Genomic DNA, 21,267 nt, shown 5'->3' with positions numbered 1-21,267 from the left:
TTGTTTCAATCTGAAAAGGACCATCAACCATGCGCTCACGTCGTTTCCAGTTAACTGCCTATCCCGCAGGAGAACCCACACTCGACAATTTCGAACTCGTGGAAACCGAGCTCGGCGATCCCGGTGAGAATGAATTCCTCGTGCGCAACGAATGGCTCTCCGTCGATCCGTATATGCGGGGACGCATGCGGGAAGGGGAAAGCTACGTCGAACCGTTTCAGATCGGGGCGCCGCTGGAAGGGGCCTGTGTCGGGAAAGTCATCACCTCAAAGCATGCGGAGTATGCCGCAGGCGATTATGTGTTAGGCAACCAGGGCTGGCGGGATACCTGGATTTCCGACGGCACAGGCGTGACGAAAGTCGATCCCCAGGCGGCGCCATTGTCGGCTTATCTGAGTATCATGGGCATGACAGGCATGACTGCCTATGTGGGGACACTGAAGATCGGCGGACTTCAGCCGGGGGATCGCGTGTTTGTCTCTGCCGCCTCCGGTGCCGTCGGTTCGATCGTTTGTCAGATCGCGAAAATCAAGGGCTGTTATGTCGTGGGAAGTGCCGGTTCACAAGCCAAGATCGATTGGCTCAAAGACAAAGCCGGCATCGACGCCGCCTTTAATTACAGCGAGGTCGACGATGTTTCCGCAGCCTTGCGGGAACACGCGCCAGAAGGCATCGATCTCTATTACGACAATGTGGGCGGCGATCACCTGCAGGCAGCCCTGGATAATATGAATGACTACGGTCGGATTGTCTGTTGCGGGATGATCTCAACCTATAACGACAAAACACCACAGCCCGGACCGGCGAACCTGTTTAAAATCATTACCAAACGGCTTCGCATGCAGGGATTTCTCGTATTTGATCACACTGACATGCAGGCCGAATTCCAGCATCAGATGGGAGATTGGGTCAAAGCCGGCAAAGTTCACTGGGAAGAGACCGTCACCACAGGACTCGAAAACACCCCCGCCGCGTTTCTCGATCTGTTTCAGGGGAACAAAATGGGAAAAGCCGTTGTGCAGGTGAATCCATGACAGACGCTCCACGCATACAACAGGCATTGACAGTGACCGACTGCGGTGCAACCATGCAGTCAGGGACAATCGCCTCCACTCACGCAAGGCTGCGAGGCGATCTCACTCTGGATTCAGGTTAATGAACTCCGCAACCGATTTACAATCTGATGGCCTCGAAGAGGCGAAGAAAGCCCCGGGGCAGATCCTGCAGGCCGAACTCGTCGAAGCCATGGACGCACTGACGCGATCCTCACTCCGTCTGTTTCTGTCGGGGCTCTCCGCAGGACTGGATATCGGCTTCAGCCTGTTTCTGGTGGCCGTCGTGCAAACCCTGGGGCAGGGAAGTCTCTCTGAACCAGTGCTCAAAATTCTGGTTGGCATGATGTATTCCTTCGGTTTCATCCTGGTCGTCGTAGGACGTTCGGAACTGTTTACCGAGCAGACCAGCCTCGCGATTCTCCCACTGCTCTCCCGCCAGGCATCTTTCAAAATGGTGATCCGGCTGTGGGGAATTGTCTATGTCGCCAACCTCATCGGGGCGATGCTGTTTGCCGTGCTGGTCGTCATCATCGGGCCAGCCCTGGGCGTGATCGATGTCAAGGTCTTTGGCGAGCTAAGCCGTTCAATCGTCGTCCATCCCGGCTGGGTGATCCTCTTAAGTGGCATGCTCGCCGGCTGGCTGATGGGACTGTTGTCCTGGCTGGTCTACGCCGGTCGTGATACGATCAGCCAGATTCTGATCGTCTTTCTGATCACGTCAGTCATCGGCCTGGGACACCTGCATCACTGTATTGTCGGCAGTGTCGAAGTGCTGGCGGGAGTCTTCGCTGATCCCGGTACAACTCTGGCGGATTACGGACACTTCCTGCTCTGGACCACAGCCGGAAATGCCTTGGGCGGCGTGATCTTTGTCTCCCTGCTCAAATACGGCCACGCGCATGCCAGTCAGTACGAACGCAAATCAAAATACTAGGTCGCGTTGATTTGATCACGGTGCCGCTCGCCTTCAAATCAGGTACACTGTCAGCAAAGACTCATCAGCCGCTCGTCAGTCCCGTAGATGTTGTATATAGCGTCGTGCTGATCGTCGGACTGCAGCTTTCGCATCCGTACTCACCGTTTTGTCCCACCAGGCACCATGAATCCGCTCAAACTGATACGGTTCCACTTGGGATACAATCTGCTCAACCTTGTCAGCAGAGAGGGGGATCCGATTCGGAAAACTGTACATGAACGAGACCCACTGGCGATCCTGGGCCACATAGATGATGTCGCCGCTGAGTAGCACGCCACGTTCGTCAGCTCCGGACGACCAGTGTAGAACCGTGCCTCCCGCGAAGTGACCACCGCAGCGGATCAGTGTCAGGTCGGCCCCCATTTTCCTGGTGTCCCCTTCCCAGAACTCGATCGCAGGACTGGGACGCATGACCCATTTCCGGTCAGCCTCGTGGAGTAGAACAGGGCAGTCAAAACGCTCCGCCCAGTCGACCATGCTGGCATAATAATGCGGATGGCTGATGGCAATCGCCGACAATCCCCCGATGCCCTCAATCAACTGGGCCAGACTCTCGTCCAGCAGGGGGATGCAGTCCCAGAGCACATTGCCCTCCGGACGTCTCACCAAGAGTGCCCGCTGCCCGATGGCAAACGTTGGCTCCATACCGATGCCGATCAGTCCGGAACCTTCCTGGCTGACAACATTGCGATGAGTGCACGCCAGTTCGTCCGCTGTTGTCCAGCTCTGTCCATCCCAGGCGATGAATTCCCGCTCTTCGGCACAGATCGTACATTGCGGGAGCGGCTCGCTGGACTCAGCGAACTGCGTTCCACAGTTAGTGCAGATGAAGTAAGGCATTTAATTACTCATTTTCAAACGGAAAATCCGGAAATAAAATCGACTGAGCGCCAGGCAACCCGCCTGGCAGCTCAGCGATCTGTTTGACAGTTCGGGCACAGCACTGCTTGTGCGCTTCAGTTCTTTGCAGCCGCTGCTTTGTCTGCCACAATTTTCCCAAAAGCAACTCGTGCTCCCGCATCACCGGTCGGCTGTGTAAACTGATCTTCCCCGGCATGCACCACAATCGAACGCTCCAGGATTGAATGATCGCCCTGCAATTGGATCACATTATCGACGATGTCGACCTGGGCGACTCCTTCTGCATTGGCTTCAATGTTGCCCAGGTCACCCACGTGGCGGTCGGAATCAGCGGGACGACCATGTGGCTTATCAGCTGGATTGAAATGACCCCCCGTGGATTTACCGGATTCCTTATCCGAGAGATCACCCTTCTCATGCACGTGAAAACCATGTTTTCCCGGCTTTAGGCCTTTAATTTCACCTTTAACGTGAACCTGATCTCCTTCTTTGGTGAAGTAAATCATGCCTGTGACTTTACTGTCACCAACGGGGACCAACTCGCAAACCGCTTTCGTCACGTCGGCGGCGTTTGTTTTCGTATCCGTGCTCCGATCGGACCCTTCCATCTCTGCTTCCGCAGTCTGAGCGGCTGCTTCTGTCTTCGTCCCCGGTTCGGTCATCAGGTCTCGGTTTTCCAGTGCCTCTTTTTCTTCGGCGGTCTGCTGATTACAACCCGCGGCAATCAATAACAGTGACAGACATACTGCTGTGTGTCGTAACATGATATTCCCCTCATTCAGATGCTACGCTTCATCGGAAGCGTAATAAATATTCTGTTCACTGACAGAAAAGCAAAATCTATGCCGAACAGGTCAAGCAGGTACCGGGAGTTCGATATCGACTGACTGACAGACATTTAAGGCAATGTTCCAGCACAGTTTTGGGGATCGGGGAATCTCTGGCATATGATTTGCGAATTCATGCTTCTGTGGAAAACAGATTAAGATGCTGCCGTTCGAAGATCAGGTGCGTCAGAATGATGTGGGTGCCCCAACCCGATGAAGGGAGGCTTTCCGCACCTTCGTCTCCTGGAGGGACGGTCCGGGCTGGTCCCGGATGGGTGACACATCATATCAGGCAGCATCTTTTTCTCTACTAATAGTCCGTGGTGAATGAAGATCGCTCTTGCCAGAGCACAAGGGAGCATCAATGGATTCGACATCTAGCGACGAGGATACCGCTCACAAGGCTGTAAAGTCCGCACCGCAGCTGAAATGGAATCTGTTGCTCATCGTTGTCTTCCTGCTTCTCTGCCTGGCGGGAGGGTCTGCAGCCTGGTGGTATTATTCTTCCCTGATGCAGGCAGCCAGGCAACGTTCGCGTCCTCCGGCTTCGGTAACCGTCGCGACGGCCCGCAAACAGAAGTGGAAACAACAGCGGACCGGCGTGGGCACCGTACGTGCCATCCAGGGAACCGAACTGACCAGCGAGCTGGCAGGTAAAGTCGTCGAGATCCGCTTTGAATCAGGCAAACGCGTTGAGGAAGGCAAGCTACTCGTCCTGCTGGATACCACACGCGAACGGGCGGAACTCAAGTCAATCGAAGCCGATCTGAAGCAGGCCCGCTCCGATCTCTCGCGCTCCCGCGAACTGCTCAAGAAAGACGCCACGACTGAGGAATCGTATGAGCAGGCAGCGACTGAAGTCGAGCAGCTCCAGGCCTCCGCGGACCGGCAGCGGGCCGTTATCGAAAAGAAAGAGATTCAGGCCCCCTTCAGTGGTGAACTGGGCATTCGAAAAATCAGCCTGGGAGAATATCTGTCGCCCGGTAGTCCGGTCACCACATTACAGCAGATCGAGCCGATATATGTCGACTTTGACCTGCCGGAACAGGATGCCGGTGCGATCGCGGAAGGGCAGACCGTTCGGATTTCAGTAGACGCGTATTCCGACGAATCCTTTCGCGGAAAAATCATCGCCATCAATCCCCTGGTTGAGGAAACAACACGCAGTTTCACCGTCCGGGCACAACTGCCGAATCAGCAGCGCAAGCTGAGACCGGGTATGTTCGCGGAAGTCGTAGTCGAGTTGCCTGAAGCACGCGAAGTCATCGAAGTCCCGCAGACAGCGATTGCGCTCAACGCTTACGGGAAGTCGGTCTTCTTCGTACGGGAAGAACAGCAACAGTCGTCTGAGGCAAAATCATCTTCTGTGGAGAGTTCCTCGGACAAAAAAACTCAGAAGTCAAAAACAAAACTCGTAGCACGGCGTGCCTTCGTTCAGACCGGCGAACGCCGCGGGCATCAGATTGAAGTCCGCAAAGGTGTGCAGCCCGGCGATCGGGTGGTGACATCGGGGCAGCTCAAAATCGAAGACGGCAGCCCGGTCCGCATTGCAGAAACGGATGCCGCTCGAGACGTAGAAGTGAAAACGACGAAACCATGAATTTGCTGGATCGTTTTATTGAACGTCCCGTACTGGCAACAGTGACGGGACTGGTCATACTCCTGCTGGGAGTGCAGGCCATGACCGCTTTGACGGTCCGCGAATATCCGGAAACGACTTCATCGACAATCCGCATCGTTACGCCTTATATTGGTGCTAACGCCGAGCTGGTACAGGGCTTCATCACCACACCTCTGGAGCAGACGATCTCGACCGCGGAAGGCATCGACTACCTGGAGAGCAGCAGTTCGCTCGGTATCAGCACCATCACAGCGCGACTGGAACTGGGCTACGACCCCAACGCCGCAGTCGCGGAGATTCTGACCAAGATTCAGCAGGTTCGCAATCGACTCCCCCAGGGATCCGAGAATTCCATCGTCACCATCAGCCGCGGCAATAATCAGGCAGCCATGTACCTGGCCTTCTACAGCGATGTTCTCAAATCGAGCGAAATCACCGACTATCTCAACCGGGCCGTACGACCCCGACTGGAAACCGTATCCGGGGTACAACAGGCTAACGTGATCGGCGCGCAGAATATCGCCATGCGGCTCTGGCTCAATCCTGATCGGATGGCCGCTTTGAAAGTCACACCCGTTGAGGTCTACCAGGCCATCGCCGACAGCAATTTTCTGTCCGCGGTCGGTGAAACCAAAGGTACAATCACGTCTATCCCCCTTAAGGCGGATACCAATCTGCAGACGGTCGAATCATTCGAGAACCTGGTGATCCGCGAGCAGGGAGACACCATCATTCGGCTCAGGGATGTCGCCCAGGTGGAGCTGGGAGCTGAAAGCTACGACAGTTCCATCATCTTTGAAGGTCAAAACGTGGCGTTTATCGGTGTGCAGGTCGCACCCGAAGCAAACCTGCTGGATACCATTGCAGGCGTCCGCAAGCTGATTCCCGAAGTTCGCGCGCAGTTGCCCGCGGGACTGGAAGGCATTGTGGTTTACGACAGTACCGAAGCCGTTCAGGATTCGATCGACGAGGTCATCAGCTCACTGGTGGAAGCCCTGTTGATCGTCACCGTCGTGATCTATCTGTTCCTTGGTTCTTTCCGCTCGGCTCTGGTTCCCGGTGTCGCCATGCCGCTGGCGATTGTCGGCGCCTTTTTCCTGATGCAGATGCTGGGGTACTCGATTAATCTGCTCACTCTGCTGGCACTGATCCTGGCGATCGGTACTGTTGTCGATGACGGGATTGTCATGGTAGAAAATGCCAGCCGGCATCTCGAGAATGGAGCTACGCCCGAAGAAGCAGCCAGGCGAACCATCCGCGAACTGGCCGGCTCGATAGTGGCGATGAATATTGTCGTGGTCGCCGTCTTTGCCCCGGTGGGACTGATGGGAGGGCTCACCGGCAGTCTGTTTACCGAGTTCGCCTACACGATCGCCGGGGCGACGCTCATTTCGGGAATTCTCGCACTCTCCGTCTCACCCATGATGTGTGCGACTCTGCTAAAGGCCGACATGCAGAAACGCTGGCTGGCCGATAAGGTCGATCGCGGTTTCCACCTGCTTTCAAAAGGGTATGCGTCTGCACTGCGGACTGCCTTGGGGCTCCGCTGGTCCGTTCTTACTGTCGGCGTGTTAATCCTCGGCAGTCTTTATTTCCTCTATTCCGCAGCAGCCAAAGAACTGTCGCCTCCTGAAGACGAAGGATTTCTGATCGTCTCCGCCCAGGCTGATCCCAATACATCACTGGATCATCTCGAACGCTGGACCGGGGTACTTGCAGACAATGTCCGCCCCGTGGAAGGAGTGCAGTATTTTTTCTCCCTGAATGGGGGCCGCAGCGATTCAGGTGGATCGGGTAGTTCAGCTTTCGGCGGTGTGATTCTCAAGGACTGGGAAAAACGTCAACCCACGCAGATGCAGTTGCAACGTCAGCTTCAGAGCGTCGCCTCAGAGGTCGCAGGGCTGGATTCTGTTGTCATCGCGCCGCCCACGCTTCCCGGGGCTGGGGAAGGCGCACCGGTGCAGTTTGTAATCAGCTCACTGGAGGACCCGCGCGTGATCCATGAAGTCACACAGGACATTCTGCAGAAAGCCCGTGAGAGCGGACTGTTTACCTACATTCAATCTGACCTCAAGTACGACAAACTGGAACAGCGGATATCCGTCGACCGCGATAAAGCAGCCGCACTCGGCGTGAATATCGGTGATCTGGGCGGCGATCTCTCCACAATGCTCAGCGCCGGCTATGTTAATTATTTCAGTTACGATGGACGCAGCTACCGCGTGATTCCCCAGGTCGGACGCGAACATCGACTGCAGGCCGAACAGCTGCTCGACTACCGCGTCGCAACCCGCGATGGGGAACTCGTACCACTGTCGCTCTTCGTCTCACTCGAAGATGATATTCAGCCTCGCCAGTTGAAACGCTTCAACCAGCTCAACGCAGCCACGCTGTCCGGCGTTCCCGCCCCGGGAGTCTCTTTTGATCGGGTGATAGCCTTTCTCCGCAAGACCGTTGCCGATTCCGTGGATCGCAACGTCGTGACCGATTGGAAAGGCCAGTCCCGGCAGTATGTCACAGAAAACACCGCCCTGATGGTCGCCTTTGCACTCGCGGTGTTGCTGATGTACCTGACGCTTTCCGCCCAGTATGAAAGTTTCCGTGATCCGGCGATCATGTTTGTCAGTATTCCCATGTCGCTCGCCGGGGCCATGCTCTTCCTCGCGCTGGGAGTGAACAGCGTTAACATCTATACCCAGATCGGGCTACTGGCGCTCATCGGTTCCATCATCCGTCACGGCATTCTGCTCGTAGAGTTCGCCAATGAGATTCAGAAAGAAGATGGTCTCGACCGTCACGACGCAATCCTCAAGGCGGCATCCCTCCGTTTCCGTTCTATCCTGATGACGACTATCTGCACCCTCGTCGGTCTAATTCCATTACTGATCGCTTCCGGCGGCCCCGGCGCCGCCAGCCGGTTCGCCATCAGCTTCACACTCGGCGTCGGTATGGCGATCGGAACATTCTTCACGCTGTTCATGGTCCCCGCCCTCTATACACTGCTGGCCACCAGGCATTCCTGATACGCAGGACAGTTTGTTCTGTGCATCGTTGCAGCTTATCACGGTCGAGACCGTGAAAAATACGAGTTCCGTATTAGAATCCCCGGCAATCTCTTTTTATGAATAATATTACACCCCAGGCTGAAAAACGTTATGCTGGTACTGACTGAAATCATATGCTCAAGATGCGTTTAAGTACTCCGGCCTGAAACAGGTTAGCAAATGAATGCGTCCTACGACGATATCGAACTGGTTTACCGAAACTGGCCGCAGGTCAGAGAAGAATCAGAACGCAGGTGGATTGCTGCCTGGAACATTGAACTGGCCGGACCTCCAGAAATAAATAAGGAAATCGAAACGGAACTGTCTGCGCTTCTCACCGGGATTGTGCGTGCAGTCACTCAACTCCCTGAAGAAGAATTCACCGTGCTGCTGGATTGGAACGCGCCCTACCTGCAGTTGCAAACCACAACCACTTCGCATTTGATTGGATCCGAGAATATGTCGGCGATAATCGAAATGTTTCAGCAGGTAGATCAACGTTGGGGGCCGATCAAAGCGATTCAATCGCAACCCCGCGAACTCTGGCCACCCTGGAAAGGTCCACAATGGTGATCTGGAAACAGCTGACAGTATTGCGCTGATGAAAACAACCCGATGCGATATAATCTCTTCTACAATTTTCACCTGCTGAACCAGACCTGGGACATGATTCCTGATGACCTCTGGCGCAAACTGTTGTCTGAGTATTTCCATCCCGGCGATGCCGTTGGTTTTAAAGGGCTCTCAAGACTGGTTGATATTGAGAAATATGGTCTCCTCGAAGGAGTCTCCCTGGTGCCTGCTGGAACGATTCAATATCGACCGTATTGTATTTCTGCCGCGGTACGGGACATTGAAAACTATCAGGAGCAGGTCTTATTATTTGCCTGGAACCAGAGAATGCAGACCCTGCTGCAGCAAGTGAGTCTGTCTGAGTTATGCCCAGACAACGAGTTTGTGCCAACAGAGGAACTGGTTTTTACGAGAGGCGAACAACTTCTGATGACAGCCTCAAATGTCGATCAACATCTCTGTTTTTATCAGCTGTCATATAGTGAGAAGCGAATGCTGGAGTCGTTAGATCTCGGTATTCAGCAGGGATTGATCGAAGCCTGAAACAGGTGATTTCACAATGTTGCCCTCAGAATTAGATTCAACGTATCGTTTACTGAAACGCAGTTTCCCTAACGGGATTGACGAAGGCGATCTGGTCTCATTGTTCGCCCTGTTGTATCAGGAAGGCGAGATGTCAATACGAACGATAACTCAAGTCGCAGCGGAATGGCAGAACCGGCCGGCCGTTGATTTTCTTCCCCTGGTCGATCGGGCAATGTCCGTCGATCTGGCATCAGATACCACAGCAAGCAGACTGCGTGAGATTCTGAATCAATCCGGATACCAGGAGTGGTTGTCAGAAGAATGAGTCCATTTCGGTTTTCATCAAGCTGACAGACATGACGTCTGTCAACAGGTATCAAACACGATCCACAGGTCGAATAGCTTTACAACAAATACTTCTGAAAAAGGTCATTCGAGTTAGAATCGCATTCAAAAAATATATTTTAAATTGGACTCTCCCGAGATAATTATATGCCAGAGTATACCCTCAATGACCTGATACAGGCTGTCAACCATCGTTACAGTATCGAAAATACCCGCGCGATCCTGAACGCGGGTGTGGATGTCAATACTGTGAATCCGAAAGGGCTCACGCCGCTCATGTTTGCTGTCATGCCTGATGACTATGGCGATCACAGCCATCCCGAAGCGATCCTGCATATGGTACGCTTCTTACTCCAACACGGGGTAAATAAAGCGGCTGTTGATTCATTTGGTAAAAGAGCACAAGACTATGCATTTCAGTTGATTGACCCGGCCTGGAAAGATCAGTGGGGGAATACCGCTGCGGACTGCTGGGATACAGGGCAACGGAACATCATCGAAACCATAATTGATTTACTGGATGATCAACGCGATTAGTGCAATGGATGAGTTCGGGGATAAACGATCACAGGCAGGAGCGTTGATAATGCTGGATTTTTACCTGATTGCTGATGCAGACGAACCGTGGGAATTTCCGAAGGAAACGGCACTGGGGGCTCTGTCTCTCCATGAGTGGAAGTCACTTGCTGCGCTGTGGACAATTTTGGAAGAGCAGGGGATCAGTCTGCCCTTCTTCGAAGATTCGCGCCTCGATACTTTTCAGGTGGAACGTACTTTGAAACTGATACAGGAATCACTTCCCACTCTTGTACCAGGATTCGATATTCCGAACTTTAATCGCAACTCGCCTGTCTTTGCTCTGGAGCGGATATTCCGCGATGCTTTGAATCAGGGAACAGGAATCATGGTTTTCTGCGATTAGGTGTCACCCATCGACCCACGATGGTATGTTGGAAATGAGTAAGAATCACGGTGGTAGAGGTGTCGATAGTTGGTGAGTGGAGGTAATCATTTTGGTAGATCGAGAAGGAATTGAGGAAAAGCTGTGTCAACTCATTTGCGACAATGTACGCATCTTGAAAACGTCCGCAGTGATCCAGGAAGAATTATTTACCGAGATTGAACAGACAATGGTTGCCTTTCTGAAGGCAGATCAGCCGGAACCGCTGATTGCCAAACAGACGGCTTCTCTTCTCTATGGATATCCGTATGAGGTGGAAGGAGAAGCACCTTATAGTGATCAGACTGATTTTCTCTTAGCGCACTGCAGAATGATGGAACAATATTTTGGCTTACTTCTGGCTGGAGTGCTGCCGGAGGATCGTCCTTACGGACGAATCCTCTGACAACATACCAGGGAGGTTGAGGATTGACTCGACAGATGTGTCGTTCCAGGGACAGGATTGATGATGCAAGTCTGACGAATATGAATGCAACTCGAATTATCGTGAAGTACAACACAGAGCAGTTATGAGCACGCGCGAGATTGAGATCAAGCTCAACCAGATACGCCAGGGAGTCATTCCAGACGCCGCGGGCCAGGCGTGGTTCGCCGCTCTGGAGGCGGCAGAGCAAAAGTCCGTTCTCTATCAGTTAAATTTTATCTGCCAGCAGGCGGGACCCACAACAGCAGACGTCTTGCCAGCCATTGAACATGCTGGCCTGAAATCGACTTTTACACCTTGTGTCATGTTACAGCGTGGTAAACTACGGGAAGCCAGCGCGAAAGCACTTCAGCTTCCATCAAACGAGTATCTCAAGCTCTTTCGTTTGATGATCGCTTTATTCAAAATTGCGGATCAGCGTCGCCGGGAATTCTGTGGTGCGCAGTGTCGACACTGGTGGCACCAGGATCTCTCCAGTGAAGAGGTCTTACAGTCGATCAGAAATCCACACTAAAGCAGCCAACTGGAATGGGGAAAGAGGCTCCGGTAGGTCAATTGAAATGCATGCCACGATTTATTTAGTGATTCCGGAAGAGACGCCGGAGATAAACCTCATGCTTGAGTCTCTACTGGAACCCTGGCGCCGTCAGGAACATATGGAACAGCAGGGGGCCTGGCACTATTGGGATTACTGGTACTACTGGAATCCACAGACGAGGCAAGAAGTTCATTCCTGGTGGGACTGCGTTTACTATCCCTCAGAATTCCCGGACCCCGATTTGGCGGCAGGGGTGATCACTCCCGACAGGCAGTTTCATGATCTCTACACCGCCTCCAGACAGAAACCGGAACACGTCGGCTGGCACGAACTGCTGGACTCGCAGGAAAACCAGATTCTGGTTGTGATTCGTATCCATTGTTGATCGAGCATTTTGCGGCTATCTCAGACTGATTGAGCCGAAATCAGAATGTTGGCTTTGTTCGATATCTCTTTATAAAAAATCCCACGGTTGCCGGCCTCAGAAATACGTCTAATTCTTTTCCAGATCACCTCTTGACTAAATACTAGAGTCTTAGTACAAATCGCCGCATTGAACTACTAAAGCCTTCGGAGTTCCCGGCAGGCAGCCTCTATCACGTCAAAAAACGAAACCAGACACATCACGGAGCAGGAATACGATCATGGAACTGAAGAATCATTTTGAGACGAGTGGGCAATGGCTGTTTCGCTGGCGGAGCTACCTGCCCGCAGTTCTGCTGCTCCCGCTGATCTTCGCGGCGTCCAACTTCGAACGCCCCTGGGGCAGGCACGATGTTCAGGAATTCTGGGAACTGTTCTGCATCGCAGTCACACTGCTGGGACTGACAGTCCGCGTGCTGGTGGCCGGTTTTGTCCCCGGCGGAACGTCCGGACGTAACACAAAGAAACAGGTGGCCGACAGCCTGAATACTACGGGCATTTATTCCGTCTGCCGACATCCCCTCTACCTGGGGAACTTTCTGGTCGCCCTTGGCTGGGCCATGTTTTACCACGATGGCTGGCTGATCGCTGTGTTCTGTATGGCATTCTGGCTGTATTACGAACGGATCATGATGACGGAAGAATCCTTCCTGCGTGAAAAATTCGGCGATGAATTCTGCACCTGGGCCGCGCAGACACCGGCCTTCATTCCCCAGCTCCGCAAATGGAAGAAGCCGGAACTCCGGTTCTCGGTTCGTACGATGATCCGCCGCGAGTATCTGACCTTTGTGGGAGCGATGCTCGTCTTCGTCACTCTCGAACTGCTGGAACACTGGCACGTCGAAGGGCAGGTCGCACTGGAATCCTTCTGGCCCTGGCTGTTAGCATTAACGGGTATGACGTTCCTGGCGGTCCGCCTGCTCCATAAGTGCACCCGTTGTCTGGCCGAAGAGGGCCGTTAATCAGCTCGAAGCAGGATCTTCGCACGCTTAAATCACAGGAGACGTAATTTGTATGAAGCCATTTCAAGGACTGGCCATGCAGCTGAGATTCAGTAGTGCTGCCCGCAATCGCGCATTTTCGAAAGCGATGAGACGGATTCGCCCTGACTTCCTGCCTTTACTGGAAGCATTTCAGGCGGTGAAGTTAGAGCATCCGATTCATGAGTCGATCCTGGTCATCATTACCGACGACCGGCCCGCGCAATACTTTGAGGAAATCGAAAACAGTGACGGCTACTTTCAGGTACTGGCCGGCTGCACTCTGCGTGGCGGCGATGAGGAACTCGTAGCAGATATCTTCGAAATCCTCCGCAACACCACCCGACTCTGTCCTTTCGCCACACCAGACCAGGCAGCATTTGAAGCCCTTTTCCAGCGCATGCGGCCTCTGATTGTGACCAACTGAGAATGGCTTCTGTATCGCTGGATCTGGCCGTTATACCTGGCCGGATTCCGTTCAACCGTTCCCCTTGCTGAAATCCCACACCCGCACCGGGCGGTTCGTCTTGGACGAACGAAATTCAATCGATCCAATCTCCAGCGGTCCCTCAGAGACCGGCAGGTACAGACGGAAAATGCCACTCATGCCTTCCACAGGCAGCACGACTTCGACTTCCTGCCAGTTCGGACTGGCCTTGCACACGAATTCCACGGTTTGACCTGACTTAGGGAAGCCCTCCTGCGCAGCTGTCTTCCAGACAACCTTTCCGGTCCCACCTTGCGGACTTTTAACACGCAACTTGAGTGTCACCGGTCCGCGATGTTTAACCTGGGCTGTTCCCAGGAACGGAGACCGGCCGTCGGCTTCCATCTGGACGCCCCCCTCAACCAGTGTCAGTTTGGAAAACTTCGGAACCAGCCCGTGCAGGGGGCCACGCTGAGGTGCCCCTCCTGTAGTGCGGGGATTGTACGCCGGGTTGGGCTGCGGATACAGCGCGCCGGTCTCTTTAACGAACTCATCAATCAGCGCATCGAGTGCTTTGACTTTATCGGGATGCGTCGCCGCCAGATTCTGTGACTCGCCGATGTCCGCTTTCAGATTATATAGTTCGCGGACTTCGGGATATTTCGGGTGGGGCTCAAACCGGCGGATCAGTTTCCAGTCTCCCTGGCGGACCGACACCGCTGGGATCAGGTGTGGAAACCAGGTGAACCAGGCGGTCCGCTGCATCTCGCCTTTCTGCTCCAGCACCGGCAGGATCGACTCACCATCGATAATCTGCTCAGGGTTCCGTTTCACTTTCACGGCATCCAGAATCGTGGGGTACACATCGATCGGTCCGACAATCGCGTCACTGATACTCCCCGGTTGAATGTGTCCCGGCCAGCGAATCATCAGGGGGACCCGCTGTCCCCCTTCGTAGATCCGGCCTTTCCCTTCCCGCAGAGGGGCATTATTCGTCGGCGGTTCGCCACCCGCCCACTTGCGATAGCTCTTGATCGTTGCATACTTGGGATGCTTTTCATTGATCTTCTGAATCTTGGGGTCTTCGCTGCTCCAGCTGTGTGCGTTTCCGCCATTATCAGAATAGAAGATGAACAGAGTATTTTCAGACAGTTTGAGCTGGTCCAGCTTGTCCAGAATCCGTCCCAGGCTCTCATCCACGTTCCGCAGCATGGAAGCCATCACGGGATTCTTCTGCTCCCCGCGTGGATCCTGCTTCTTCGCGAACTCAGCCGTATAAGCTTCTTTATGCTGCCACGGACCGTGCACCGAGTAATGCCAGAGATTCAAATAGAACGGCTCATCCTGGTGGGCGTCAATGAACTTCAGCGCTTCATCAGTCAGTCGGTCGGTTATGTGTTCCCCCTCAGGCCCGTCGGTAATGTTCCCCACATGATGTTGCCCCGTCGGCTTTCCATCCGGGAACACGCCATACGGCGAAAAATAGCTGGGCGGCCCCGGATCGGGAGCACAATGCCAGACGGTTTCAAATCCCTGTTTGTCCGGGCGGTGCGCCGCCGTCAGCCCCAGATGCCATTTCCCGAAGTGCCCCGTCCGATAACCGGCATCCCGCAGCGCCTCTGCCAGCGTGTATTGTTCCAGATCGAGGTAATTCTTGCTGATCGGCATTCGTAGTTTCTGATTCGGCTTCGCCGTCCTGGGTAGATACTCGAAATCGGCAGGACGCGGTGGCTGATGGCCGCTGGCGCTGGTGATCCCGTGCCGGGACGAATACTGTCCCGTCAGGATTGATGCCCGCGTCGGCGAACAGAGGGGAACCGCATAGGCATTCGTAAACCGCATCGACTGCTGAGACAGCCGTGTCATATTCGGCGTTTCGTAGAACTTCGAACCATAAGGCTCGCTGTCCATCCAGCCCATATCATCCACCAGGAACAGCACGACATTCGGACGCTGCTCGGCAGCAGACACAGCGGGCAGGCCAATTACGACCAGCAATAACAGCGCGGACAGAAAACGAACCATGGGAGACCTTTCCAGTGAGCACAAGACAACAGGCCAGCTTTGACGTGATGAGTCCTCAATTCTACCAATCCATACCGGCAGAAACGAGGACTTTAGAAAGAATCTTAAGACTCCAGACGAGACCAGTCCTCAGTCGATTCCGTCCACTCATTGAATCGGGTATGCTTACTTTATCAACAGCGACGCGACTGGCGCCGCGGAGCGTTTACCTGCGGAAGAAACCATGGCACTACTCTATTCGGATCCCATCTTTCTCAAACATGAAACAGGCGGTCTCCCGGAAAATCCGGCGCGGATCGTACCTGCTGTCCGCCGGGCGACCCAGGTTGCACTCCACGCACACTGTCGCCAGCGTTCCTTCAGCGAGGTTAGTGAGGCTCGACTGGAACGCGTGCATTCGGATCACTATGTGAAGTATGTGCGAAATTTCTGTGAACAGGGAGGCGGTTATATCAGCCCCGATACCACCGTCTGCCCTGCATCCTGGGAGGTCGCCCGCATGGCCGCAGGTGCCGCCTGTGATGCCGTCGAGCAGGTGCTTAAGGGGCACTCCGACCGGGCCTTCTGCCTGATTCGTCCCCCCGGACATCACGCGTCACGCGAGCAGGCCATGGGGTTTTGCCTCTTTAATAACGTAGCCATCGCGGCGCGGCTGGCCATCGACGAGTTCGGCCTGGAACGGGTCATGATCATCGACTGGGACGTGCATCACGGTGATGGCACCCAGGAACTCTTCTGGGAAGACGGGCAGGTCGGTTTTCTCTCCGTGCATCGTTCTTCGTTCTGTGTGAAGTCAGGTTTTGCAGACGAAACCGGCGCGGGAGCCGGCCTTGGAACCACCGTCAACCTTCCGTTAGAATATGGTATCTCGCGTGAAGACTATCTCAGCCAGTTCACTGCTGCCGCAGAACGACTGGCTGAAAAAATCAGACCTCAGCTGATTCTGATCAGTGCCGGCTTTGATGCACACAAGGATGACCCGGTGGGATCACTGGGGCTGGAAAGCGAAGACTTCGCGCGACTGACCCGGGTGGTGCTCGATCTGGCCGACGTTCATGCTGAACAGCGTGTCGTCAGCCTGCTCGAAGGGGGCTACAATCCCCAGGCACTGGCAGAGTGTATTGAACATCATCTACTGGAGCTGGTCTCAAACTGAAGCCGCAGTCAAGAGGAGCACGACAAAGGCCCAACCATGCCCATTCGCAATCTCGATAAAATCTTTCATCCCCGTTCGGTTACCGTCATCGGCGCGAGTCAACGACCGCTGAGTGTCGGAAATACCGTCTTCCATAATCTGCTGGCAGGCGGTTTCGAGGGACCCGTTTATCCCGTCAATCCCAAGCACGAGCGGCTGGGGGACCACACCTGTTACGCACAGGTCGCCGACCTGCCGGGCAAAGTCGATCTGGCTGTGATCTGTACCCCCGCAGTCACGATTCCCGACCTCATCGACCAGTGTGGCCAGGCCGGCATTCGGGGCATTGTCATTCTTTCCGCCGGTTTCCGGGAGACCGGACCCGAAGGGAAAGAACTGGAAATGGAAGTCCGCAGACGGGCGCACCAGTACTCCGGCATGCGGATTATCGGTCCGAACTGCCTGGGCATCATGGCACCTTATACGAAACTGAATGCCAGCTTCGCCACCGACATGCCGCTGGCTGGAAATGTGGCCTTCATCTCGCAGTCCGGGGCGCTTTGCACGTCGATTCTCGACTGGTCACTGCAGGAACGCATCGGTTTCTCGCATTTCGTCTCCGTCGGCAATACGCTGGATGTCGGCATGGCCGACCTGATCGACTATTTCGCCCTCGATCCTCATACCAGTTCCATCATTCTGTATGTGGAATCCATTACCCAGGCGCGGCTCTTCATGTCGGCCGCCCGTGCCTTTACCCAGAAAAAACCGATCATCGCCTATAAAGCGGGCCGCTTCACCGCTTCCGCGAAAGCAGCGACCTCGCATACCGGGGCGATGGCAGGTGTCGACGCCGTTTACGAAGCAGCCTTCGCCCGGGCCGGCATCGTCCGCGTCTTCGATCTTGATGATCTGTTCGACTGTGCGGAACTGCTGGCGCGACACAAGCCTCCCAAGGGGGATCGACTGGCCATTGTCACCAATGCAGGCGGTCCCGGCGTGATGGCAACCGATGCTCTGCTGGAACGCAAAGGCGTCATGGCCGAGATCTCGCAGGAGACAATCGAGCAACTCAACGAATTCCTCCCCGTTGCCTGGTCGCACGGTAATCCACTGGACGTCATAGGAGATGCGACCCCCGAGCGGTTCGGCAGAACGGTCGAGATCGTCCTCAAAGATCCGCAGGTGGATGGCGTGTTGGTTGCACTCTCGCCTCAGGCGATGACCGATCCCACTGGTGCCGCCGAAGCCGTCATCGCAGCGGCCCGGACCTCTCCCAAACCGGTGCTCACTGCCTGGATGGGGGGCGGAAAAGTCCAGGAAGGGATTGCGCGGCTGAATCAGGCCGGCATTCCCACCTACACCACACCCGAGCAGGCGGTGCGGGCTTTCATGTACCTGGTCACCTATGCCCGCAATCTGCAGTTTCTGAATGAAACCCCCCGGGCGGTGCCGATGAATCTCACCCTGGACCGGGCCCGACTGCAGGAACTCGCCCAGGTCGCTCTCCAGCAGGGGAAATCCACGCTTTCGGAACGCATGTCAAAACAGCTACTCGAAGCGTACGGCATCCCCGTCAGCCAGACGGTCGTTGCCTGTTCCCCGAAAGAAGCCGCCGCCCGTGCGGATGAGCTCGGGTATCCAGTGGTGCTCAAAATCTACTCGGATGATATCACCCATAAATCCGATGTCGGCGGCGTGGAACTTGGGATTGCCAGTCATCAGAAAGTGCACGAAGCTTACGCGCGGATGATGCAGCGCGTCGCAGAACGCAGGCCCGAGGCGCACGTCCAGGGAGTCACCGTGCAACCCATGTACGCCGAAGCAGAAGGGCACGAACTGATTGTCGGTGCCAAACGGGATCCGGTCTTCGGCGTCGTTCTGCTGATTGGTGCAGGGGGGACCACGGCCGAACTCTACCAGGATCGTTCCCTCGAATTACCACCACTCAACGAACGGCTGGCCCGCAGAGCCCTGGAATCGCTGCGTTCCTGGCCCCTGTTGAACGGCTACCGGGGTCACGCCCCCGTCGACATGGATCGACTGATCGAAGTTCTGATTCGTCTCTCTTACTTCGTCGCCGATTTTCCCGAGATCCTCGAACTGGACGTCAATCCGCTGCTGGTCTCTCCCGACCAGGTGGTCGCCCTCGATGCCCGCATCATTGTCGATCTGGAAACACAACCGGGCACCAGTCGCCCCTATTCGCATCTGGCGATTCGTCCTTATCCCGAAGAGTTCAGCAGAACCGTCTCCCTGAAAGACGGCACTCAGGTGCTGCTCCGTCCGATTAAACCCGAAGACGAGGACATGTGGCACGGCCTGCTCAACAGCTGCTCGCCCGAATCGATTCGGTCCCGCTTCCGTTATTCGTTTCATGGGACAACTCACGATATGGCGGCCCGCTTCTGCTTTATCGACTACGATCGCGAGATTGCCATCGTGGCGGAACTCGAAGTGGAAGGCGAATCACGAATCCTCGGAGTCGGACGACTCATTGCCGACGCCGACCATCAGGAAGCCGAGTATGCGGTACTCGTCAGCGACGAATGGCACGGGCAGGGGCTGGGCTCCATTCTGACAGATTACTGTCTCGAAGTCTGTCGCCGCTGGGGAATCAAGCGGGTCGTTGCGGAAACGGCAGCCGATAACCGCCGTATGCTGAATGTCTTTCAGAAACGGGACTTTTCCCGCAATCATTCGGCGGAAACAGAAACGGTCTCACTTGTGAAAGAGATCACTAAAAACGCAGGCTCTTAATAATCGAATGGCTGTGTTCAATCATCACAGCAGCAGTGACGGTTTGATAATCAGAATCAGACCCAGGATCAGGATCACCAGGCCGCTGAACAGTTTGAGATAGCGTCCCTGGTCCTCCTGCAGTTTATGCTTGCCCAGCGTGACGACCACAATGGTCACCATGATCGTGTCATCCAGCATATAGGCGACGTTATACAGTGCCAGGTAGGCATAGGTCTTCCAGGGCGGGTAGTTTTGCATCGTCAGGATTTCGGTATACAAAGCCGGTAACCCCGCAGTGCAGAGCAGTTCGATGATATTCACCAGCACCGCCAGAATCGAGGCACCAATAATTGCCCCGACCAGACTTTCAGCATTCACCACCCGTCGCATGCGCGCATACAGACCAGGCTTGGCCCATTCCGGAATGGAGAGTGAGATCCCTTTCTTGAATGCAAAAAAATCCTTGATGTGAATCAACCCCACCAGGGTGGCAAAGATCCCCAGCAGCAACTGGACGGGCCTTAAGTAGCCGATCAGCAGGAACACATTTAGCCAGGCCGCCATGAAGGCGAAATACGCCAGGCCGCTGATCAGCACAAACGTGCCCGCGACCGCCACGATCTTCGCCCGGCTTTTCAGGTTCACCAGCAGGGAGAGCAGAAACAGCAGCACCCACATAGCGCACGGGTTAAAACCATCGACCAGACCGATTAAAAAAGTAAAAGCCGGCATTCCTAACCGGCTTTGACTCAATTCCCCAAACACGGGAACTTCGATTGTATCCTTTTCCTGAGCAGGTACAGGAATCGGAGGGCCACCATCCACCGCCGGAGGGGGCGGCTCTCCTCCCGGTATCGGCGGAGCCACTGCACTGCCTCCCGGTATCGGGGGGAGCGGATCATTGCCGGGGATCGGGGGCAGGGGATCATCTTCCGCTGCATCTGCCTCACCCGGATCAGCTTTGAACGAGACCAACAGGAACTCGCTGTTCCCTGCATGAGAAACCGCTGCCGTTGCCGTATCGACCGTTTTGGGAAGCAACCGTTGATCGAGGGAGCTTTCCTGGTCTTCCTTTTTCTCTTTCTCAGGGCACTCGGAAGTCCAGTATTTCAGCGTCGATTCCAGCTCTTCGCCGGTTGTGGCTTCCCCCGTCCAGCCGATCATCAGCTTATTACAGAGATGAATCACAGGCACGCTGACGGCCTGTTTGCGGTACCGCTGGGAAAGCTCCTGCACTTTCACCCGCGCCTCGCTACTGGAGACCAGGTCATGTTCTTTGAATTTAAAGACTGGATACCGCTGTTTGAGACCGGCGATGAACTCTTTCGCGGCGGCACACTTGGAGCAACCCGAACGGACATAGGCAGTGACAGTCAGCAGGGAATCCAGACGACGATCGGTTGATTCATCCGGCTTCAGTTTTCTCAACAGGGAATTACAGCCATAAGCGGCCGGCAGCGTCGCTTCTTTCAACTGGAAATACTGCAGGATCTGCTGATACCGCTCTTCGTGTTTCTTCGATTCATCCAGGTTGTGGATATGCAGCCGGATCCGGCCGTTCTTTTCAGCATACTCCTCGACCCGCTTCACGACCTCAGGGCAGTCTTCACAGTCATTGCGGATAAACAGCTCAATCACGGCACAACGTTTGGGATCGTCCTGCAGCAGATTGCTCTCAGCCAGAGCCTGTGAGGAAAAAGAGAAGAGACAGAGCAGACAGGGAACAATCAGCCTCAACAGCTGGCTCAACCTGACATTGATGATTGAAAAATCATTTCTCATAAG

At 54.8% G+C, this 21,267-nt stretch carries 19 protein-coding genes and 1 pseudogene; 16 read left to right on the top strand and 4 right to left on the bottom strand.

The genetic code is table 11. From position 1 onward, the window contains the following. Positions 1–29: 29 nt before the first annotated feature. Positions 30–1,034: an NADP-dependent oxidoreductase gene (locus FYZ48_RS11955; protein ID WP_149340591.1), complete on the top strand. Its 1,005-nt coding sequence runs from the start codon at positions 30–32 to the stop codon at positions 1,032–1,034. 121 nt (positions 1,035–1,155) lie between these two features. Further along, positions 1,156–1,989 (top strand): formate/nitrite transporter family protein, encoded by an 834-nt coding sequence (locus FYZ48_RS11950; RefSeq protein ID WP_149340589.1) that lies wholly within the window; start codon positions 1,156–1,158, stop codon positions 1,987–1,989. A 75-nt stretch (positions 1,990–2,064) separates the two neighbouring features. Here the strand turns inward: FYZ48_RS11950 and FYZ48_RS11945 are convergent, their stop codons facing one another. After that, complete coding sequence (locus FYZ48_RS11945; RefSeq protein WP_149340587.1) at positions 2,065–2,871, bottom strand: MBL fold metallo-hydrolase; 807 nt, start codon at positions 2,869–2,871, stop codon at positions 2,065–2,067. A gap of 116 nt (positions 2,872–2,987) precedes the next feature. Then, the gene (locus tag FYZ48_RS11940) at positions 2,988–3,656 is read right to left on the bottom strand and encodes a superoxide dismutase family protein (RefSeq protein WP_149340585.1); all 669 of its coding nucleotides are present in this window, start codon (positions 3,654–3,656) and stop codon (positions 2,988–2,990) included. 427 nt (positions 3,657–4,083) lie between these two features. On the opposite strand from FYZ48_RS11940, the gene FYZ48_RS11935 reads away from it, so the two are divergent. The 12 genes and pseudogenes from FYZ48_RS11935 to FYZ48_RS11880 all read left to right on the top strand — a co-directional run bounded on the left by FYZ48_RS11935 (position 4,084) and on the right by FYZ48_RS11880 (position 13,580). Beyond that, positions 4,084–5,319 (top strand): efflux RND transporter periplasmic adaptor subunit, encoded by a 1,236-nt coding sequence (locus FYZ48_RS11935; RefSeq protein WP_149340583.1) that lies wholly within the window; start codon positions 4,084–4,086, stop codon positions 5,317–5,319. Next, complete coding sequence (locus FYZ48_RS11930) at positions 5,316–8,363, top strand: efflux RND transporter permease subunit (RefSeq protein ID WP_149340581.1); 3,048 nt, start codon at positions 5,316–5,318, stop codon at positions 8,361–8,363. The genes FYZ48_RS11935 and FYZ48_RS11930 overlap by 4 nt, the downstream gene beginning before the upstream one ends. A gap of 201 nt (positions 8,364–8,564) precedes the next feature. Next, positions 8,565–8,957 (top strand): hypothetical protein, encoded by a 393-nt coding sequence (locus FYZ48_RS11925; RefSeq protein WP_149340579.1) that lies wholly within the window; start codon positions 8,565–8,567, stop codon positions 8,955–8,957. Between the two features lie 42 nt (positions 8,958–8,999). Then, positions 9,000–9,500 carry a hypothetical protein gene (locus FYZ48_RS11920; RefSeq protein ID WP_149340576.1) on the top strand — a complete coding sequence of 167 codons (501 nt, stop codon included), beginning with the start codon at positions 9,000–9,002 and terminating at the stop codon, positions 9,498–9,500. A gap of 16 nt (positions 9,501–9,516) precedes the next feature. Further along, the gene (locus FYZ48_RS11915) at positions 9,517–9,807 is read left to right on the top strand and encodes a hypothetical protein (RefSeq protein ID WP_149340574.1); all 291 of its coding nucleotides are present in this window, start codon (positions 9,517–9,519) and stop codon (positions 9,805–9,807) included. Between the two features lie 167 nt (positions 9,808–9,974). After that, positions 9,975–10,364, top strand: a complete 390-nt coding sequence (locus FYZ48_RS11910; RefSeq protein ID WP_149340572.1) for an ankyrin repeat domain-containing protein — start codon at positions 9,975–9,977, stop codon at positions 10,362–10,364. A gap of 49 nt (positions 10,365–10,413) precedes the next feature. After that, the gene (locus FYZ48_RS11905; RefSeq protein ID WP_149340570.1) at positions 10,414–10,749 is read left to right on the top strand and encodes a hypothetical protein; all 336 of its coding nucleotides are present in this window, start codon (positions 10,414–10,416) and stop codon (positions 10,747–10,749) included. A 76-nt stretch (positions 10,750–10,825) separates the two neighbouring features. After that, complete coding sequence (locus tag FYZ48_RS11900; protein ID WP_149340568.1) at positions 10,826–11,173, top strand: hypothetical protein; 348 nt, start codon at positions 10,826–10,828, stop codon at positions 11,171–11,173. A gap of 124 nt (positions 11,174–11,297) precedes the next feature. Next, a complete protein-coding gene (locus tag FYZ48_RS11895) occupies positions 11,298–11,726 on the top strand; it encodes a DUF5958 family protein (RefSeq protein WP_149340566.1) in 429 nt (142 codons plus the stop codon). A gap of 100 nt (positions 11,727–11,826) precedes the next feature. Then, positions 11,827–12,135, top strand: coding sequence for a hypothetical protein (locus FYZ48_RS11890; RefSeq protein WP_149340564.1), 309 nt, complete (start codon positions 11,827–11,829; stop codon positions 12,133–12,135). A 253-nt stretch (positions 12,136–12,388) separates the two neighbouring features. Next, positions 12,389–13,135 (top strand): annotated as a pseudogene (locus FYZ48_RS11885) (methyltransferase family protein); the annotation flags it as partial. 52 nt (positions 13,136–13,187) lie between these two features. After that, positions 13,188–13,580 carry a hypothetical protein gene (locus tag FYZ48_RS11880; RefSeq protein WP_149340560.1) on the top strand — a complete coding sequence of 131 codons (393 nt, stop codon included), beginning with the start codon at positions 13,188–13,190 and terminating at the stop codon, positions 13,578–13,580. A gap of 51 nt (positions 13,581–13,631) precedes the next feature. Here FYZ48_RS11880 and FYZ48_RS11875 read toward each other — a convergent pair whose 3' ends face one another. Further along, the gene (locus FYZ48_RS11875) at positions 13,632–15,605 is read right to left on the bottom strand and encodes a sulfatase (RefSeq protein WP_149340558.1); all 1,974 of its coding nucleotides are present in this window, start codon (positions 15,603–15,605) and stop codon (positions 13,632–13,634) included. 223 nt (positions 15,606–15,828) lie between these two features. On the opposite strand from FYZ48_RS11875, the gene FYZ48_RS11870 reads away from it, so the two are divergent. After that, a complete protein-coding gene (locus FYZ48_RS11870) occupies positions 15,829–16,761 on the top strand; it encodes a histone deacetylase family protein (RefSeq protein ID WP_149340556.1) in 933 nt (310 codons plus the stop codon). Between the two features lie 36 nt (positions 16,762–16,797). After that, a complete protein-coding gene (locus FYZ48_RS11865; protein ID WP_149340554.1) occupies positions 16,798–19,500 on the top strand; it encodes a bifunctional acetate--CoA ligase family protein/GNAT family N-acetyltransferase in 2,703 nt (900 codons plus the stop codon). 24 nt (positions 19,501–19,524) lie between these two features. On the opposite strand, the gene FYZ48_RS11860 is transcribed toward FYZ48_RS11865, so the two are convergent. Continuing rightward, positions 19,525–21,264, bottom strand: coding sequence for a hypothetical protein (locus FYZ48_RS11860; RefSeq protein WP_149340552.1), 1,740 nt, complete (start codon positions 21,262–21,264; stop codon positions 19,525–19,527). Positions 21,265–21,267 lie beyond the last annotated feature (3 nt).

This window comes from Gimesia chilikensis, assembly GCF_008329715.1.
GTDB classification, from domain to species: domain Bacteria; phylum Planctomycetota; class Planctomycetia; order Planctomycetales; family Planctomycetaceae; genus Gimesia; species Gimesia chilikensis.
The sequence above is the reverse complement of the archived record's forward strand: the minus strand, read 5'-3'. Positions and strand labels throughout refer to the sequence as shown.

Coding starts and splice junctions, on each gene's coding strand:
- FYZ48_RS11895 (WP_149340566.1), top strand. CDS start 11,298: ATGAGCACGCGCGAGATTGAGATCAAGCTCAACCAGATACGCCAGGGA.
- FYZ48_RS11860 (WP_149340552.1), bottom strand. CDS start 21,264: ATGAGAAATGATTTTTCAATCATCAATGTCAGGTTGAGCCAGCTGTTG.
- FYZ48_RS11870 (WP_149340556.1), top strand. CDS start 15,829: ATGGCACTACTCTATTCGGATCCCATCTTTCTCAAACATGAAACAGGC.
- FYZ48_RS11935 (WP_149340583.1), top strand. CDS start 4,084: ATGGATTCGACATCTAGCGACGAGGATACCGCTCACAAGGCTGTAAAG.
- FYZ48_RS11905 (WP_149340570.1), top strand. CDS start 10,414: ATGCTGGATTTTTACCTGATTGCTGATGCAGACGAACCGTGGGAATTT.
- FYZ48_RS11920 (WP_149340576.1), top strand. CDS start 9,000: ATGCGATATAATCTCTTCTACAATTTTCACCTGCTGAACCAGACCTGG.
- FYZ48_RS11950 (WP_149340589.1), top strand. CDS start 1,156: ATGAACTCCGCAACCGATTTACAATCTGATGGCCTCGAAGAGGCGAAG.
- FYZ48_RS11915 (WP_149340574.1), top strand. CDS start 9,517: ATGTTGCCCTCAGAATTAGATTCAACGTATCGTTTACTGAAACGCAGT.
- FYZ48_RS11955 (WP_149340591.1), top strand. CDS start 30: ATGCGCTCACGTCGTTTCCAGTTAACTGCCTATCCCGCAGGAGAACCC.
- FYZ48_RS11910 (WP_149340572.1), top strand. CDS start 9,975: ATGCCAGAGTATACCCTCAATGACCTGATACAGGCTGTCAACCATCGT.
- FYZ48_RS11940 (WP_149340585.1), bottom strand. CDS start 3,656: ATGTTACGACACACAGCAGTATGTCTGTCACTGTTATTGATTGCCGCG.
- FYZ48_RS11875 (WP_149340558.1), bottom strand. CDS start 15,605: ATGGTTCGTTTTCTGTCCGCGCTGTTATTGCTGGTCGTAATTGGCCTG.
- FYZ48_RS11930 (WP_149340581.1), top strand. CDS start 5,316: ATGAATTTGCTGGATCGTTTTATTGAACGTCCCGTACTGGCAACAGTG.
- FYZ48_RS11890 (WP_149340564.1), top strand. CDS start 11,827: ATGCTTGAGTCTCTACTGGAACCCTGGCGCCGTCAGGAACATATGGAA.
- FYZ48_RS11865 (WP_149340554.1), top strand. CDS start 16,798: ATGCCCATTCGCAATCTCGATAAAATCTTTCATCCCCGTTCGGTTACC.
- FYZ48_RS11945 (WP_149340587.1), bottom strand. CDS start 2,871: ATGCCTTACTTCATCTGCACTAACTGTGGAACGCAGTTCGCTGAGTCC.
- FYZ48_RS11880 (WP_149340560.1), top strand. CDS start 13,188: ATGAAGCCATTTCAAGGACTGGCCATGCAGCTGAGATTCAGTAGTGCT.
- FYZ48_RS11925 (WP_149340579.1), top strand. CDS start 8,565: ATGAATGCGTCCTACGACGATATCGAACTGGTTTACCGAAACTGGCCG.